16 protein-coding genes and 1 pseudogene are annotated in these 16,806 nt (G+C 36.5%); 8 read left to right on the plus strand and 9 right to left on the minus strand.

Annotated features, from left to right (window positions below; all coding sequences use genetic code 11):
* The first annotated feature begins 115 nt into the window (after positions 1–115).
* Genes MTQ00_RS20250 through MTQ00_RS20260 form a run of 3 tightly spaced genes read left to right on the plus strand, consistent with a single transcriptional unit; the run spans position 116 to position 2,066 of the window.
* Complete coding sequence (locus tag MTQ00_RS20250; protein ID WP_273650789.1) at positions 116–772, plus strand: TrmH family RNA methyltransferase; 657 nt, start codon at positions 116–118, stop codon at positions 770–772.
* A gap of 17 nt (positions 773–789) precedes the next feature.
* A complete protein-coding gene (locus MTQ00_RS20255; protein ID WP_273650790.1) occupies positions 790–1,221 on the plus strand; it encodes a hypothetical protein in 432 nt (143 codons plus the stop codon).
* Complete coding sequence (locus MTQ00_RS20260) at positions 1,218–2,066, plus strand: hypothetical protein (RefSeq protein WP_273650791.1); 849 nt, start codon at positions 1,218–1,220, stop codon at positions 2,064–2,066. The genes MTQ00_RS20255 and MTQ00_RS20260 overlap by 4 nt, the downstream gene beginning before the upstream one ends.
* 27 nt (positions 2,067–2,093) lie before the next feature.
* Here the strand turns inward: MTQ00_RS20260 and MTQ00_RS20265 are convergent, their stop codons facing one another.
* From MTQ00_RS20265 to tsaD, 3 genes are read right to left on the minus strand one after another with little or no spacing between them, the layout of a single operon-like run.
* Complete coding sequence (locus MTQ00_RS20265; protein WP_273650792.1) at positions 2,094–2,789, minus strand: RsmE family RNA methyltransferase; 696 nt, start codon at positions 2,787–2,789, stop codon at positions 2,094–2,096.
* A gap of 38 nt (positions 2,790–2,827) precedes the next feature.
* The gene (locus MTQ00_RS20270; RefSeq protein ID WP_273650793.1) at positions 2,828–3,193 is read right to left on the minus strand and encodes a four helix bundle protein; all 366 of its coding nucleotides are present in this window, start codon (positions 3,191–3,193) and stop codon (positions 2,828–2,830) included.
* 44 nt (positions 3,194–3,237) lie between these two features.
* On the minus strand, positions 3,238–4,254 hold the full coding sequence (tsaD, locus tag MTQ00_RS20275) for a tRNA (adenosine(37)-N6)-threonylcarbamoyltransferase complex transferase subunit TsaD (protein WP_172283920.1): 1,017 nt from the start codon (positions 4,252–4,254) through the stop codon (positions 3,238–3,240).
* A gap of 4 nt (positions 4,255–4,258) precedes the next feature.
* Between tsaD and MTQ00_RS20280 the strand changes: the two genes are divergently transcribed.
* The 5 genes and pseudogenes from MTQ00_RS20280 (at position 4,259) to MTQ00_RS20300 (ending at position 11,163) form a co-directional block, all read left to right on the plus strand.
* On the plus strand, positions 4,259–9,061 hold the full coding sequence (locus MTQ00_RS20280; protein ID WP_273650794.1) for a translocation/assembly module TamB domain-containing protein: 4,803 nt from the start codon (positions 4,259–4,261) through the stop codon (positions 9,059–9,061).
* A gap of 134 nt (positions 9,062–9,195) precedes the next feature.
* Positions 9,196–9,665: pseudogene (locus tag MTQ00_RS20285) on the plus strand (Lrp/AsnC family transcriptional regulator).
* A 68-nt stretch (positions 9,666–9,733) separates the two neighbouring features.
* A complete protein-coding gene (locus MTQ00_RS20290) occupies positions 9,734–10,111 on the plus strand; it encodes a hypothetical protein (RefSeq protein WP_172284183.1) in 378 nt (125 codons plus the stop codon).
* 108 nt (positions 10,112–10,219) lie between these two features.
* The gene (locus MTQ00_RS20295) at positions 10,220–10,747 is read left to right on the plus strand and encodes a TetR/AcrR family transcriptional regulator (protein WP_273650795.1); all 528 of its coding nucleotides are present in this window, start codon (positions 10,220–10,222) and stop codon (positions 10,745–10,747) included.
* 2 nt (positions 10,748–10,749) lie between these two features.
* Complete coding sequence (locus tag MTQ00_RS20300) at positions 10,750–11,163, plus strand: nuclear transport factor 2 family protein (RefSeq protein ID WP_172283926.1); 414 nt, start codon at positions 10,750–10,752, stop codon at positions 11,161–11,163.
* Between the two features lie 77 nt (positions 11,164–11,240).
* Here the strand turns inward: MTQ00_RS20300 and MTQ00_RS20305 are convergent, their stop codons facing one another.
* From MTQ00_RS20305 to MTQ00_RS20330, 6 genes are all read right to left on the minus strand, one after another.
* Positions 11,241–12,188: a transketolase family protein gene (locus MTQ00_RS20305; RefSeq protein ID WP_273650796.1), complete on the minus strand. Its 948-nt coding sequence runs from the start codon at positions 12,186–12,188 to the stop codon at positions 11,241–11,243.
* Between the two features lie 10 nt (positions 12,189–12,198).
* On the minus strand, positions 12,199–13,362 hold the full coding sequence (locus tag MTQ00_RS20310; protein WP_273650797.1) for a hypothetical protein: 1,164 nt from the start codon (positions 13,360–13,362) through the stop codon (positions 12,199–12,201).
* A 32-nt stretch (positions 13,363–13,394) separates the two neighbouring features.
* Positions 13,395–14,249 carry a transketolase gene (locus tag MTQ00_RS20315; RefSeq protein ID WP_273651083.1) on the minus strand — a complete coding sequence of 285 codons (855 nt, stop codon included), beginning with the start codon at positions 14,247–14,249 and terminating at the stop codon, positions 13,395–13,397.
* A 104-nt stretch (positions 14,250–14,353) separates the two neighbouring features.
* Positions 14,354–14,875, minus strand: a complete 522-nt coding sequence (locus tag MTQ00_RS20320) for a hypothetical protein (RefSeq protein ID WP_273650798.1) — start codon at positions 14,873–14,875, stop codon at positions 14,354–14,356.
* A gap of 36 nt (positions 14,876–14,911) precedes the next feature.
* A complete protein-coding gene (locus MTQ00_RS20325; protein ID WP_273650799.1) occupies positions 14,912–16,411 on the minus strand; it encodes a sodium:solute symporter in 1,500 nt (499 codons plus the stop codon).
* 109 nt (positions 16,412–16,520) lie between these two features.
* On the minus strand, positions 16,521–16,805 hold the full coding sequence (locus MTQ00_RS20330; RefSeq protein ID WP_172283936.1) for a GNAT family N-acetyltransferase: 285 nt from the start codon (positions 16,803–16,805) through the stop codon (positions 16,521–16,523).
* Position 16,806 lies beyond the last annotated feature (1 nt).

Here is a 16,806-nt window from a genome sequence, read left to right on the forward strand (position 1 = left end):
ATTACGTTAATTTGCAAAGATTTGAAAATGAATGAAACGCTTCATGATAAATTTTATAGAATCATTTTATAATGAGTTGCGTTCCATCTTGTTATTAAAAAGAAATTGAATGCAGATGAAAGATTTAGCACAAACTTTTGAATATTTAAAACAATTTTTAACGGATGAGAGATTAAGGAAGATCGAACATTTTTCTCAAGAGAGTTCTGACTTTGTACTTCCCGTAATGGAAGATATTTATCAGTTCAGAAATGCAGCAGCCATTGTTAGATCTGTGGAAGCCTGTGGGTTTCATAAAGTGGTAGCTATGGAAGAAGAAAATGTTTTTAATCCCAATCTTACCGTTACAAAAGGTGCTGAAACATGGGTTGAAGTAAAGAAAATGGCTAAAGATATTTCGTCACTTCAGGAAATTAAAAATGAAGGTTACAAAATTTTAGCCGTTTCACCGGAAAAAAATGCTGTGATGCTTCCTGATTACCACATTACGAAGCCTATTGCCCTGGTATTCGGAACTGAGCTGGAAGGTGTGTCAGAAGAGGTTCTTGACTTTGCAGATGAAACACTGGCTATTCCCATGTATGGCTTCACAAAGAGTTTTAATGTTTCCGTTGCTGCAGGAATCTGTATATATGAATTAAAACAAAAACTTCTCAGATCAGGAATAGAATACAAACTTAATGAAGAGAAACTCCTGAAAATGAAAATACGATGGGCTGTGAATTCTATAAGAAGCGGCCATGAAATCCTTGAACATTATTTAAAAACATAATTCCCATTGTTAATCTGATGAAAAAATATACCCTACATTTATTTATCTTTTCTTTTGTAATGTCCCTTATCAGTTTAGTTATCATGGAAAAAGGGTATAAAGAATTATATCCGTTTTTCAGTTGGAAGCTTTTTACAGTGCCTAGCGGAGGAGAGGTTACGGAAGACCAATATAAACTCTATGGAATTACCAATAGTGATACCATTAGAATTGTAAATAAATCCGTCCGAAGCTATGATGCCAATGACAAAGCTGTAATCGTGGGAACATATGGTAAAAGAATAGAAGATAATGTGAACAAGGAAGAAAATAAGAGGAAGCTACTGATTTTCGCAAAAGATACTGAACCTCAATATAAAGGTTATCTTCTTTATAAAGAGACTTATCGTCCGAAGGAAATAGGAGAAGCAAAGATGAATATCAACAAAAAACTGATTGTAAAACTGTGATGAACTATCCTCAGCTTACTGTATTCAATTATAAGGTTGCCTACTACATGGTAAGGTTTTTCGGATTGTACTGGCTGGTAGCGCAGTATCTGGAATTTATCAGATTGAAAGAAAGACCTGCGGCAATCTATGAACCTGTTTTTCAGCTTGAAAAGCTGATCTTTCCTGAATTTCCGGGGACATTTGTTTTTGCCGGACTTTTGATCATATGTGCTGCTCTTTTGATTATTACGGTTTTCAAACCATCTTATCTTCTTAATTTTTTTATTTTTCTGTTAGTCGCTATTATTAATCTCCCTATTGCGGCCAACTTTGGAGTCCATCACGATGGGCACATCATCGTTCTGGGATTTTTTCTTAGTATTTTTTTACTCCCAAAGGAATTAGAAGACAAGGATTATAAACTTGTACAATACTTTTATTTGGGAATACTAATGACCTATACCCTTGCGGGAATGAGTAAAATCCTGGGTACGGTAAAGAATTTGATTAAAAATACGGATAAGCTCACCTGGGTTAGCAAAGATGCTGCAATGCTTAATACCTATGATAATTATTGGATGGCAGATATGCAAATACCTCCTGTATTTAAAAGTATTTATGCCTATGATCATATTTGGATTGTAATAACTGTATTAGGAATTTTGACGCAATTCCTTTGTTTTCTTGGGGCTTTTAATCGGAAACTGCTTACCTTCTTTTTAATATTCCTTTACATTTTTCATGTTTACACAGCTATATTTGTTTTAGCTGAATTTGAAAATACAAATTATTTCCTGATTGTCATCTTTTTCCCTTATCATCTTTTGAGACCTCTGTTTAGAAAAAAATATTCGGTTGCTTAAAAAGGATAAGCTTGTAATGTTATGCAGCTATTTTAGATGAAGGTAATTCCATGATGCGACAAATATGCCTGCTGTTTCGGTTCTGAGTCTCTGATTTCCAAGGGACACGGCTCTTACTTTTTGATCTGCAAGAGTTTGAATTTCCTTTTCAGAAAAATCACCCTCAGGACCAATAAGAAAAGTGAAATGGTCCAGTTTGGGAATTTGATTAAGCTCAATTCTCTCCAGGTTTTCATGGCAATGAGCAACAAAAGTACTTTCAGGGGATATACCTTTTATAAAATCTGAAAACTTTACGGGATCATGAATGACAGGAAAGTGAAATCTCAGACTTTGTTTTGAAGCTGCAATAGCTTGTTTTCTTATCTTATCAATGTTGATATTTTTACGTTCTGTCTTTTCAGTTATTAAAAAACTGATTTCGGAAATACCCATTTCTACAGCTTTTTCTACAAAAAACTCTATCCGGTCAATATTTTTAGTAGGAGCAATCGCGATATGGAGTTTAGGATTGAAATCCGGAAGTCCGGTTTTGATGTCGGATACCTCCAAAAGAGCTTTTTTACCTTCCAAAATCAATTTTCCAAAGGCAAGATTTCCATTTCCATCTGTTACATGGACTTCCTCTCCGTTTTTCATGCGAAGAACTTTTACAATATGTTGTTGTTCCTCATCATGTATTGTTACGGTATTGTTTTCTATGTGTCCGTGAAATAATTTCATAAGTTGATAGCTTTTGATCACTGAATTGTTAATTAGGGCTAAGATTCATTATGGATGGACTTCTTTAATGAATTAATTTGATTAGAAATGAATTCCGACTGACCTCTTAAATGAAGGTAATCTTCATAATTTAAAAGTTGCAGATCGTGCGAAAGAATTAAAAAATTAACTACTTCTATTGTTGAGCCAAAAGCGGTATCCAAAAAACGGGATTTATCTTTCTTTGATTTTCTTAACACCCCTTTTGCTATATGAGCCGGAATGTTTACACTTGCTTTTCGGATTTGATCGGTGATTCCAAACCTCTCACTTTCTGGAAAAGATTGAGTTACAATATAAATTTCCTTAATCAATTGCCGGGCATTTTGCCAGACTTCTAATTTTTCAAAGTAAAACTGATCCATCTTTTACGATTTTCAAATTTGCAACTTTACAATTTAGCAAAAAATTACAAATCATATTTCGATGTTGCACTCGTTCTCAAATCTGTAAATTCTCCTCTTTCGAACTTGAGTTGTGCTACCATAGCGATCATGGCTGCATTGTCCGTTGTGTATTCAAATTTTGGAATGTAGATGTTCCACCCAAGTTTTTGATGGTTGTCCTGCATTACTTTTCTTAATTCTGAGTTGGCTGATACACCGCCGGCAATGGCTACTTCAGTGATGTTAAGTTCTTTTGCGGCTTTTTCAAGCTTGTTCATTAATATCTCAATAATAGCTTTCTGTACGGAAGCACATAGATCGTTGAGGTTTTCCTTTATGAAGTCAGGATTCTTTTTTACCTCTTTCTGGATAAAGTAGAGTACTGAAGTTTTTATCCCACTGAAGGAGTAATCGTAATTTTCCAGTTTGGGTTTGTTGAATTTGAATGCGTCGGGATTTCCTTCTCTCGCTAATTTGTCGATAATAGGACCTGCAGGATAATCAAGATCAAATATTTTTCCGATTTTATCAAATGCTTCTCCCGCTGCATCGTCTGTGGTTTTACCAATAATCTCCATATCGAAATAGTCTTTTACCAAAACGATCATGGTGTGTCCTCCACTCACCGTAAGGCATAAAAATGGGAATTTTGGCGGCATAGGATTTGCATCGTCAATAAAATGCGCTAAAATGTGAGCCTGGAGATGGTTTACCTCGATCAATGGGACATCTAAACTCATAGCCAGGGATTTAGCAAAAGACGTCCCCACAAGAAGAGAACCTAAAAGTCCTGGTCCGCGTGTAAATCCTATAGCAGAGATCGCATTTTGTTGTATATTTGCTTTGGTGAGAGATTTTTCAACAACGGGAATGATGTTTTGCTGATGGGCCCTTGAGGCCAGCTCAGGAACAACGCCTCCATATTCTTTGTGAATAGCCTGATTGGCAGCAATATTAGAAAGAATAGTGTTCCCTTTGATGATAGCTGCTGATGTGTCGTCACAAGACGACTCGATACCTAAAATTATAGACTCGCTCATAATAATGGCAAAGTTAGAGAATAATAACGAAAATGAGAATAAAAAATCTGTAACTGAAAACTTAAGTGATCAGGTACAAAAGACTGTAGAAAATGTTGAAGAAAAAGTAAAAGAAACGGTAAAAGAAGCCTCTGAACTTGCTTCCGATGCTGTTCATCATCCGGTGGAAACTGTTCAGGAATTTGGGAAACAGGCCGCTAAAGATGTTACCAGCTATTCATGGTGGGCGAGACTTTTACTTATTTTATTCTGGTTGGTCGTTTCTGTTGTTGTTGCTATTGTCATTATTATTAATCTTCCTGTTACCAAACAATGGGCTGCAGATCAGGCGTTGCAGATTGTCAATAAGGATTTTAAAGCAGATATGTCCACTGAAAGTGTGGAAGTAAATTATTTTGGAAATGTTACCATCAGAGGATTAAAAGTTAAAGATTATAAAGGACTAGAGTTTATTAAGGCACGTGAGTTCCGGGCAAATTCGGACTGGTTATCGCTGGCAGCGGGGGCTATTTCCGGGAAAAGCAATTCTTTGAGCTTTAATTCCCTTACGATGATTAATGCCGATGTTAAAGTAATTACATATAAAGGAGATAGCATTTCAAATTTTATTAGATTTACCCAATTATTTGATAACGGTAAGAAAAGGGATCCGAAAAAGCCGGCTTTTGAATTGAATTCTCGCATACAAATCATTGACTCTAAAGTTTCTATCGTTAACCAAAACTCACCGGGAGAGGCAGGGAAGTGGCTTACTGCGACAAAGTTCAACCTGAAGGCTCCCAATCTTAAAGTGAGTGGACCTGATGTTTCTGCGTTGATCAATAATATGTCCTTCGTTACAACACGATGGGGAAAATCTCATTTTGTGGACACCTTCTCGACGGAATTATCTTTAACCCATAAACATCTTTCTCTTAAAGATTTAACGATAAATACAGATCATACCCTTTTGCAGGGAGATATTAAATTTAACCTCAATAACGGATCCTGGGCGGATTTTGCAGACCGGGTACGGTGGGATATGAATCTTAAACAGGGAAGCCAGTTAAGCGGATACGATATCAGTTATTTTGTCACCAACTGGGATAATTTTAAACCTTTCAATGTCTCCGGGAAAATGAATGGCCCGCTGAATAAATTTTATCTTGAAAATTTCCTTATCAGAAACCCTGACGTCAATATAGCAACGCAGACGATGAAGGTCAATAACCTTCTGAAAGGAAACTTCCAGATCGAAACCAACAATCTTTCTACTGATTTTACCTACGTGGATCTAAAGGCCATGATGCCTTCATTCATTTCAAAAAAGATGAAGAATTTTGCAGATGATTTCGGAAGGCTGAAGTATAACGGAGCGGCAAGAGTAAACCCTGATCAGATCTTTATTCCGAACGGAAATCTTATGACCGGAATCGGACAGGCCAGGATTACAAAACTTACTTTGTCCGGCTATAGTACAGCTATGCCAAAATATGCAGGATATGTAGAAGCAACAGATCTGAATGTTTCCGTAATTACAAAAAATAAGGCTGTAGGTTTAATTTCCGGGAAATTTGATATTACCGGACAAAGCTTTGATGTTAATACCATGAGGTTGACCACAAAATCTCAGATTTCGAAGGTTGAAATCATGAATAAGGAAATTAATAACCTCTATCTGGATGGCTTACTGGATCACAAGAAGTATAACGGAACCATTACTGTCAATGATGAGCAGGCTAAGGCTACTGTAAAAGGGCTTATTGACTTCAGCACTTCGCGAATCGCTATGGATGTAAATGCTGATGTGAATTACCTGAACATGAATTATTTTACAGATAAGCCCGGAAGTCAGGTGGTAAGCGGACAGGTAATCGGAAAAATGTCCATGGCCACCATTAATGACCTGGCGATAGATGTAGAGGCTAATAACATTAATTTTGCTACAGCAACGCAAAAATATATCATTCCCAATGCTAAACTCAAAACATTTATAGAATCGGGTAGCAGGATTATTTCCGTTGATGCTCCGGGAGCTGTAAATGGAAAAATATCAGGGAAGTATAACCTGGCTGATCTTACCGGAATGGTAGAAAACGGATTGGGGAAAATCCTGGTAGGGCCGCCACCCAGAAAGTTGTATCGTGGACAAAATTTTGCCATGAATTTTGATGTTCAGCAAGGATTGGTAAGCTATTTCCTGCCGGATCTTAAGCTGCCTCAAGGTGCTGTAGTAGAAGGGGAATATGATGGAAATGCCAACAATCTTAGGTTGAATGTAGATGCTGCTTCCCTAAAGTATATAATGACCAAAGAAGCGGAGATTACAGAAGCCGATAAGGCATTGGCAGAAGCTAATCCTGCTTATAAAATAAACGAGAGGGGAAATATTACCAGAGACAGTGCTTTAGTGGATAGTGTAATGGTTAGAATAAATACGGCTAACCTGGATGAACAATTGTACGCTAAAATAAATAAGGTACAATACAATAATAATATCCTTAAAGACATCACGCTTAGTGGTAAAAATGAAAACAATTCCATATTACATTTAGCAACCAAATTTAAACATGGCAGTCCGGCAGATGAACTGGATGATAATCTTAAAGAATATGCGATTAACGTTAATCAATCTACCAATGCCGGAGGTGATTTTGTTTTTAAATTTGATCCTACCGAAGTAAAATTCAATGATGTAACCTGGGCCATAGATACAAGTCCTGAATTGAATCACTCAATTACTTACAGGAAGAAGACCAGTGACTTTGAAATCAGTAATTTGAAAATATATTCGGATAAAAGTGTTCTGTTTATTAAAGAATCTACCTTCAAATCTGCTAAAGACTTTTATGTAGATGCAGATATCAATGATTTTGCTATTGAAAAGCTCCTGGAAATGCAGTCTGGTGGGAATTCCATGGACATCAAAGGGCTGGCAAACGGAAGTGTGAAAATAAGGATGGATAAGAGCACCTTACAACCTTTGGTGGATTTAACGGTTGATGATATCAAGATGAACGGAACGGATATGGGAGATCTTACCATCTCTGCAACCAATGGCTTCTCGCTTAATGTTTACGATATTGATGTAAAAGTAACATCAGCAGGGGTGCTGGGAAATAATAATTTGAATCTTACCGGAACTGTAAATAACAACACTGCTTCTCCAACGATTGATCTGGTAGCGGAAATGAGGGATTTTAATATTTCATTTGCTCAGCAGTTTGTGCAGTCTATCTTCGGAAACCTGAGAGGTAAGGCAACAGGGGACCTTAAAATAAACGGTACCTTAAAGAATCTTGACTACAGTGGTGATATAGCTTTAAAAGATTTTGGATTAAAACTTTTGTTTACAGGAGTAGACTATTCGTTTGACGATACAGTCATTCCACTATCAAAAGGATTGGCAATTTTAAATAATATTGAAGTTCATGACGGGCGATCCAATTCTAAAGGTAATATTTCGGGGGCAATTCAGTTTGAAACCCTTTCTTCAATGGGAGTCAACCTTGTAATGAGGGCTGATAATCTCTTAGTATTGAACAGCACTCAAAAAGATCTTGATCTTTTCTGGGGTAGAGTATATGGACAAGGGGATCTCTATATTGACGGTCCTGTGTCTGGTCTCAGTATATCCACGCCAAATATGAAGGCTCTTAGCGGAAGTACATTTACCTTTAACTCAGGTTCAACTTCCAATGTTGAGGAGTTCAAAATGCTGAGGTTCCTAAAAGAAGGAAAAGACGGATTGGTAACTCTTGAAGAAAAGAAAAAGACGGGAGCCAATATGAATATAGACTTTTCTCTTGATGTAGATAAGGGAACGACTGTAAATGTACTGGTAGGAGATGATGTAGGTAATATTACGGTAAAAGGAGAGGCTCAAAACTTAAAATTCCTCATGAACAGACAAGGGGCTATTGCAATGGGAGGAACTTATAAGGTAGAAAATGGTACTTTCGTTTCAAAAGCTATTCTTAATAAAACATTCCAGATAGAAAAAGGAAGCAGTATCCGTTGGGATGGTGATGCAATGAGGCCTGCACTTAATATTACGGCGAATTATGTAAGGATGGTTTCAAATGCAGGGCAATATTTGAATATGGGTAGCCTTCAGCCAATCAGTATTTTATTACAGGCAAATATTACACAGTCATTGACGGATCCTAAAATTGACCTCGATGTTTCTGCTTTGGACGTTTCCAGCCAGGTAAAAGAAACCTTGGCAGCAAAAATGAGCCAGGAGGGAGAAAAAGTATTGCAGTTCGGATCTATATTACTATTGAATAGTTTTAATATTTCAAATACCGGAGGTGTGGGTGTAGATGTTGCCGGTGTAGCGGAATCATCCGGGTATAATATGCTTTTAAAGCAATTGGGATCTGTTCTTAATACAATGAGTAACGAATTTCAGATTGACCTGAATTATGTAAAAGGAGACCAGAACTCCAATACAGGAGACCGGGCGAACGCCGGTGTAAGCTTTGCACTTTCTCCAAGGATTAAAGTGAAGACAGGTTTAGGTATTCCTTTAACAAAAACAGAGAGTACGGAAGCTAATTATCTCTCCGGAGAGGGATCTATTGAATACGATATTTCTAAGAAAAATGACGGAAGTTTAGTTTTAAGAGGTTACTCTAAACCTACGAATATCGGAATGGGTGTGGTAGGTGCAGGTACTAACGGATCTGCAAATCAAGCCTATGGAGGCGGTGTTGTGTGGAGTAAAAGCTTTAATTCTTTGTTTAAAAGAAAGAAAAAAGACAAAAAACCTGTAGAGACTGGAAAAGAAATAAAAACAGATTCCCTAAAAGCAATGGGTAAATAATTTGAATATTTTAATGATTTTTATCATCCGTGTTAATTATTGTTAATTATTGTTATAATTTTTTTAGTTAAATTATTTTTTATAGATTTGCAAAAAATACATAGATTTTTTAAAAAAATTGTAATTTAACTAATATGAACTATCAACTGGACGAAATAGACAAAAAGATTCTTGATTTCTTAGTAGAAAACACAAGAATGCCTTTTACTGAAATTGCTAAACAGATGGATGTGTCTGCGGGTACAATTCACGTAAGAGTGAAAAAATGGAAGATGCAGGTATTATTTTGGGATCATCCCTTAATATCGATTATGGTAAGTTGGATTATCACTTTACTGCTTTTATCGGAATTCTTTTAACTAAATCAAACCGTACTCAGGAAGTTTTAAAAGAGTTATCAACTCTTCCAAACGTAATCGAGGCGAGTGTGATCTCTGGAAAGTATAATATTTTCTGTAAAGTAAGAGCGAAGAATACGGAAGACGCTAAAAGAATTATCTATCAGATAGACGATATTCAGGATGTTATGAGAACAGAAAGTATGATTTCCATGGAAGAATACTTAAGTGATAAAAATAGACTAATCAACGCTATTTCTATTTAATCAAATTCTAAACGAATAATTATAGAAGAACTTATGATATCATTCATAAGTTCTTTATTTTTGTACCTATGGAAGAATACAGTTACTTTGATGAGGACCCAAAGAAGGGATGGGGTTTTATTTTAGCATTTGCATCTTTAATGTTATTTACAATCATGGGATTGGGGATAGATGTAGATGAATACCTGCAGCACGAATACCTTAATATTCCCAGATGGTATTTTTATGTCATCTTTTCTATAGACATTCTTATGATGATAAGTCTCATACTGATGTTTTTTTACAAGAAGATAGGCATATTTACTTTTCCTGCTTTGCTGGTTCTGCATTTCTTTATGCACAACTATTATCTTTCAACATTCCTGTACACGGATGTTACCAATCTTTTCCTCTTCACAGGATTTGGGATGCTTGCAATAATTCCTAAATGGAAATTTTTCAAATAAAAATAAGAAGCCTTCGTAATGAAGGTTTTTTTTATTTGAAAATTAACAGACAGACCTGTCTGTATGTTACTATTTTTTTCTACCTTTGTTTCAATAATATATTGGTTTATGATATCTCCAAAAGAAAGGATTGTAGCAACGACAATGAAATTATTTTCCACCCAGGGATACAACTCTACAGGGATCAATCAGATTATTTCAGAAGCGAGTGTAGCCAAAGCGAGTTTTTATCAGTATTTTAAGTCCAAAGAAGATTTGTGTGTTGAGTTTTTGAATACCAGGCATACTTACTGGTTCAATGAACTTGAAACCTTTACGGCGGGGAAAAGAGGGGCTAAATCGAAAGTAATGGCTGCTTTTGACTTCCTGATTGACATGAATCGAAAAGAGAATTTCAGGGGCTGCAGCTTTCTCAATATCTTATCTGAAATTCCAACTGATAATACCAAGATACTGAATGTAATTCAACATCATAAAACAGATCTCCGTAATTACTTTATGAAAATAGTGGATGATGCTGAGATCAGTGATCATATTTACATGCTTTTTGAGAGCAGTATTATAGAAAGCCAGTTGTTTAGATCCAATGAACTTATAGAAAAATCAAAAAAGATAATCACCAATTTAATATCATAAAAATGGAACAGAAACACCCACTTCCACCTTTTACCCTTGAAACGGCAAAAGAAAAAATCCAGTTAGCAGAAGATGCCTGGAACAGTCAGGATCCTGAAAGGGTTTCTAAAGCGTATACTCAAGACAGTGAATGGAGAAACAGAGACCAGTTTGTGAACGGGAGAGAAGAGATCATTGAATTTCTCCGTCATAAATGGGAAAAGGAGCTCAATTATAGGCTTAAGAAAGAATACTGGGCACATACCGATAATCGTATAGCCGTACGTTTTGAATATGAATATCAGACAAAAAATGGAGAGTGGTTCAGAGCCTATGGAAATGAGAACTGGGAGTTTGATGAAAACGGACTTATGAAAAAGAGATATGCCAGCATCAATGATTTAGCGATTAAGGAAGAAGAACGCAAATTTAAATAACAGCAGAACGCGATTCTGTAAAAAATAAAAGCATCCCATCTGGGATGCTTTTATGTATATAAAAATTGTCAGAGAAATTATTTCCCTAAAATTCTTTTTACGGCTTCTTTTACAGCAGCAGCATCAATCTTGTATTTCTTCATCAATTCAGCAGGAGTAGCAGACTCTCCGAAAGTGTCGTTTACTGCCACAAATTCTTGTCTTGTTGGTCTTTTTCTCGCCAACATTCCCGCAACTGACTCTCCTAAACCTCCTAAATAATTGTGCTCTTCAGCAGTTACTATTTTGCCGGTTTTTTCAACTGATTTTAAGATAATTTCCTCATCAAGCGGCTTAATAGTGTGGATATTGATCACCTCACAAGAGATACCTTCTTTTTCAAGCTCATCTGCAGCTACAAGAGACTCCCAAACAAGATGTCCGGTTGCCACGATTGTAACATCTGTTCCTTCCTGCAACATAATTCCTTTTCCGATTTCGAAAGGCATATCTTCAGGAATGAATACAGGAACGGTAGGTCTTCCGAATCTTAAGTATACAGGACCTTCAAAATCAGCGATAGCAATAGTAGCTGCTTTTGTCTGGTTGTAATCACACGGATTGATTACCGTCATTCCAGGAAGCATTTTCATCATACCAATGTCTTCAAGGACCTGGTGAGTAGCCCCGTCTTCTCCTAATGTAAGCCCGGCATGTGAAGCACAGATTTTTACATTTTTTCCTGAATAGGCAACAGATTGACGGATCTGGTCATATACTCTGGAAGTAGAGAAATTGGCAAACGTTCCGGTAAAAGGAATTTTTCCTGTAATACTAAGACCTGCAGCGATACCGATCATATTGGCTTCAGCAATTCCTACCTGGAAAAATCTTTCCGGTGCCTTTTCAATGAATTTCTCCATTTTTAAAGATCCGATAAGGTCTGCACAAAGTGCTACTACATTTGGATTTTTATCTGCAAGCTCAGCTAATCCGGCTCCGAATCCTGAACGTGTGTCCTTTTTTTCTGTATATGTATATTTCATTTTTATTTTTTTAATCTAGAGTTTTTAAATAATTATTTAATTTCTTTTTATCAGATTGATCAAGTTTTTCCTGAATCGTATTAAGGTAAAGAACTTCTCTTCTTATTTCATCCAAAGTAAGTTTGATACCTACATTGTGTCCTGCCGATTGTGTAAGATACATATCACACATCTGACCCACATAATTTCTTAAATGTCCTTTTACTTCTTTAAGCTTAAAGGTTGGAAGATCTTTTTCGAAATTTTTACAATGCTTAGGCAGTCCTTTCCAAAGAGTTTCAGCCGGAATGTTTGTAATAGCCAAACTTCCGTCTTCATCCTGGTTCTCCTTATATGAAGAAACATAGTCGGGAATATAATAATAAGTCTCATCAGCATATGGAACTGCGGCTGTAGCAGCAGAATCAGCTACGATAGCGGTAGAATCAGTTGTTGCATATACGGAATCAGCCTTTGCATATTCTTCTTCCTGCTTTTTGTAGGCAATCATCAGAGAGTCCTGTTTTCTTTGTCTGTCCATCATTGCTTTTCTATGATCAAAAAATACCTGATCTTGAGAATCTTTTACTGATTCCAGTACAAAGTACTCTTTATCATACGTTTTTTCAGGACCCACTTTTAAAATAAGGCCTTTCAGGCCGGAGCTCTTCATTTTTACGCCCGGAAGATACTGATTCAAAAGTCCGTTAAATACAGACATGTTATTGATAGACGATTGATCATCAATACACAATTTTAAATCTTCATTTTCCTTTTTCGTTCCATCTTTTGAACGGTAGTTGACCAGATAATGTGAGCAGGGCATTCCCAGAATAGTTTCTTTTGTATCCAGTTTTCTGGCTTCCAAAGTATACTCTTCCTTTTCTCCATAATCATAGCCACTGTACCCTAAATACATCAAAGCACTCAAACCTGAACCGGTAAGACGGCTGTTCATTTCTAATGAAACCGTGCTTGTTCCCAATGCGTCGGTATAATAATACATGGGAATCTCTTTAATGTTCAGACGGGTGAGAAATTCATTATTCTTACTTGCATACATTTTTAGGGTAGGTAAAGAAGCTTTCTTATCAATCATTTGATAATTAAACACTTTAGAGAAAGAAATTTTTTTCTCTTGAGCGACTCCTAAAATAAAGCTTGTAAGCAAGCAGATTATGATGAATTTTTTCATGGAATACTTGATAATTGTGACAATCAAAGATATTAGTAATCTGCAGGAGCTTCCAGGTAAAGTTGCTTAAATGCTGTGTCTAATTGCTCGTCATTAGGCGCTTTACCATGCCAAGCATGACTTCCCATCATATAATCCACTCCATAACCCATTTCAGTATGAAGAAGGATCGCTACCGGTTTTTGTTTACCTGTTTCTGTTTTTGCTTTTTCAAGAATAGCAATCACCGCTTCAAGGTCGTTCCCGTTTTTCTCTTCTAATACAGTCCATCCAAATGCTTCCAGTTTAGCATGCAGATCACCTAAACTCAATACATCATCAGTATCACCATCGATCTGACGACCATTGTAATCGATCGTAGAAATAATATTATCCACTTTCTTTGCCGCAGCAAACATTAAAGCTTCCCAGATTTGTCCTTCCTGTAATTCACCATCACCATGAAGTGAGTAAACCAATGATTTATCTCCGTCTAATTTTTTACCTAAGGCAGCCCCTAAAGCTACAGAAAGTCCTTGTCCCAAAGAACCTGAAGCAATACGGATTCCAGGTAATCCCTCATGAGTAGTCGGATGTCCCTGTAATCTTGAATCAAGCTTTCTGAAAGTCTTTAATTCCTCAACCGGAAAAAAGCCAAATCTAGCCAAAGTAGAATAAAAAACAGGTGAAATGTGGCCATTGGAAAGATAGAAATGATCCTCATTTTTACCTTCCATAGTGAAAGGAAGATGATAGTTCAATACTTTTCCATAAAGCGCTGTAAAGAATTCCGTACATCCTAAGCTTCCACCAGGGTGTCCTGAATTAACAGCGTGAACCATTCTTAAAATGTCTCTTCTGATTTGTGTAGTAAGAGATTTCAACTCTTCGATACTTTTACTCATTATATCTGATTTATTTGCACGCGAATTTACGATTTTTTACTGGCTTATGGAAATTCAAAATCCGGACGGAATGCCCGGATTTTGAATTATTTAAAGATTTGAAGCTTTTAGCAGCCTTCATTAAGCGATACTGAAATCTCGGTAACAATATTATCAACCAATTTAAAAGACAATATGGTTGAGGCATCACTGTCGTTCAGAATGAAATAACTTTGATTTTTAATGGGCTTGCCCTTATCATCCCATCCCGGATATGCACTATAGCTTGGATAATTTTTGTAAGCATTAATAATCTCATCTTTTGTACTGCCTACACCAATACCACTTTTGGTTCTGAATTTCTTGCTGGTTGTGGAAATGCCATATATACTATATCCATTAGTTTCTTTTCCATCATTATCATATTCCTGGCTGGTGCTGATCATAAGGATTTCACCATTGTATTTTACAGAGTTTTTATATTCTCCGTCGGTTATTTTCAGTTTTGTTCCTGAAATTTTTTCTATCTCCGCACTTTTCATAAATACTTTATAAGGGCCTATTCTTAGGGTTGAAACTTCAAAGTTTTCCTGTGCTGACAAAAAGCTGAAAGCCAAAAGACCCAATAAAAGCTGAAAGATTTTTTTCATGGTATGTATTAATTATTTTGAGTTTGGTTATTGATTTTATTTTTTTCTGATGATTAAAAGCCCCAGGAATGTTAATAGTCCGTTGATGATCAGTAATTCCAGTCCTATTTTAAAGTCTCCGAAAATAGACGTCTGATACTTATCAATAAAATAGGATATAATAGGTGCTGCAATACAAACATAAGGAACAAGTTTGTCTTTAACCTTGTATGTAGTAAAAATACCAAAAGCGAAAAGTCCTAAAAGAGGGCCGTATGTAAATCCAGCTAATTTCAGGATCAATCCGATCATGGAATTATCATTGATGATCTTGAAAATAATTACCATAACCAGGAAAGAAAGCGCTACCAGAAGGTGAACGTTTTTACGGAATTTCTCCTTTTTATGATCTGTCCATTCTTTCTTTTCCTTCATTCCAAAGATATCAATACACAAAGAGGAGGTAAGCGCTGTCATGGCTCCGTCTGCACTTGGAAATAAAGCTGAAATTAAAGCAATGATGAAGATAATTGAAATAAACCCAGGCATATGGTTTAATGCCACTTCAGGGAAAATCTTATCTCCAAAAATATCTTTCCCGTTCAGTATAAACTCCTTTTTGGGGATACCATCTATAATGACCTCTGTAAGGTGACCTCCCTGGCTTTCTCCAAAAAGATAAAGAAGACCTCCCATATACAGGAACAATGAAATTACTCCTAATAAAATAAATCCTAAGGTTACCATATTTTTCTGAGAATCCTTCAGCTTCGTTACGGAAAGACTTTTCTGCATCATTTCCTGATCGATTCCGGTCATGGTGATGGTAATAAATGCTCCCGCAAGAATCTGTTTGATAAAGAACCCCGGAGAATTAAAATCCATTTCAAATATTTTCGTATAACCTTTACTGCTCATGGCACTCAAACTTTGTCCAACGCTAAGATCCAGGTGGTTCAGCATGTAGATGGTGCAGATAATCAGTCCCAGAAGCATACAGGAAGTCTGCAGGGTATCGGTCCACACAATGGTCTTTACTCCTCCTTCATAGGTATATAAAATAATCATAGCCAGAATGATGAGAGTGGTCACAATGAACGGAACTCCTAAGCTGTCCAATATGGTTACCTGTAGGATATTGACAACCAGGTACAATCTTGCTGTAGCTCCTACCAACCTTGAAACAATAAATATCCAGGCTCCAGATTTGTAAGAAAGCTGTCCCATTCTCTGCTGAAGATAGCCGTAGATGGAAGTGAGTTTAAGGCGGTAATACAAAGGAAGTAATACATATGCAACGGTAATATACCCGATAAGATAGCCCAGGGTTATCTGCAAATAAGAGAAACTGTCTTTGCCCACAGCTCCGGGAACACTCACAAAAGTTACTCCGGAAAGTGAAGTGCCTATCATTCCAAAGGCAACAAGCATCCAATTACTTTTACGGTTTCCAATGAAGAAACTCTCGTTGTCACTTCCTTTACCGGTTTTATAAGCTACCCAGAGAAGCAGCGCAAAGTATACAACGATAATGGACAGTAATATAATTGGAGACATATTTTTGTAATTAAAATTTTACAAATATAGTTTTTTTATGTTCTGATAAAAAAGAAAAACCTTTCAGGGATCTGTCCTGAAAGGTTTTTCATCTGCCTTTTCCTGTTAACTAGACTACGACGTCCTGAAGATCTTCGTTTTTCTGGAAAGTAGCTTTCGCAAAAGGACAAAGTGCAATTATTTTTTTGCCTTGTTTTCTTGCGAAATCTACCGCCGCTAAAACCATTTCTTTGCCAACGCCTTTTCCGTTGTAAGCTTCCTCTACTTCCGTATGATCAATAATGAATCTTTCGTCTCCTGCCCAGGTGTATGTCATTAGCCCGGCGCGGTTTCCGTCTATGAAAGCCTCAAAACTTCCGTGTTTTTCGTCGTTGTTTTGTTTTACCTCTATCATA

Origin of the sequence: Chryseobacterium sp. B21-037 (assembly GCF_028570785.1) — a bacterium.
Classification (GTDB): domain Bacteria; phylum Bacteroidota; class Bacteroidia; order Flavobacteriales; family Weeksellaceae; genus Chryseobacterium; species Chryseobacterium proteolyticum.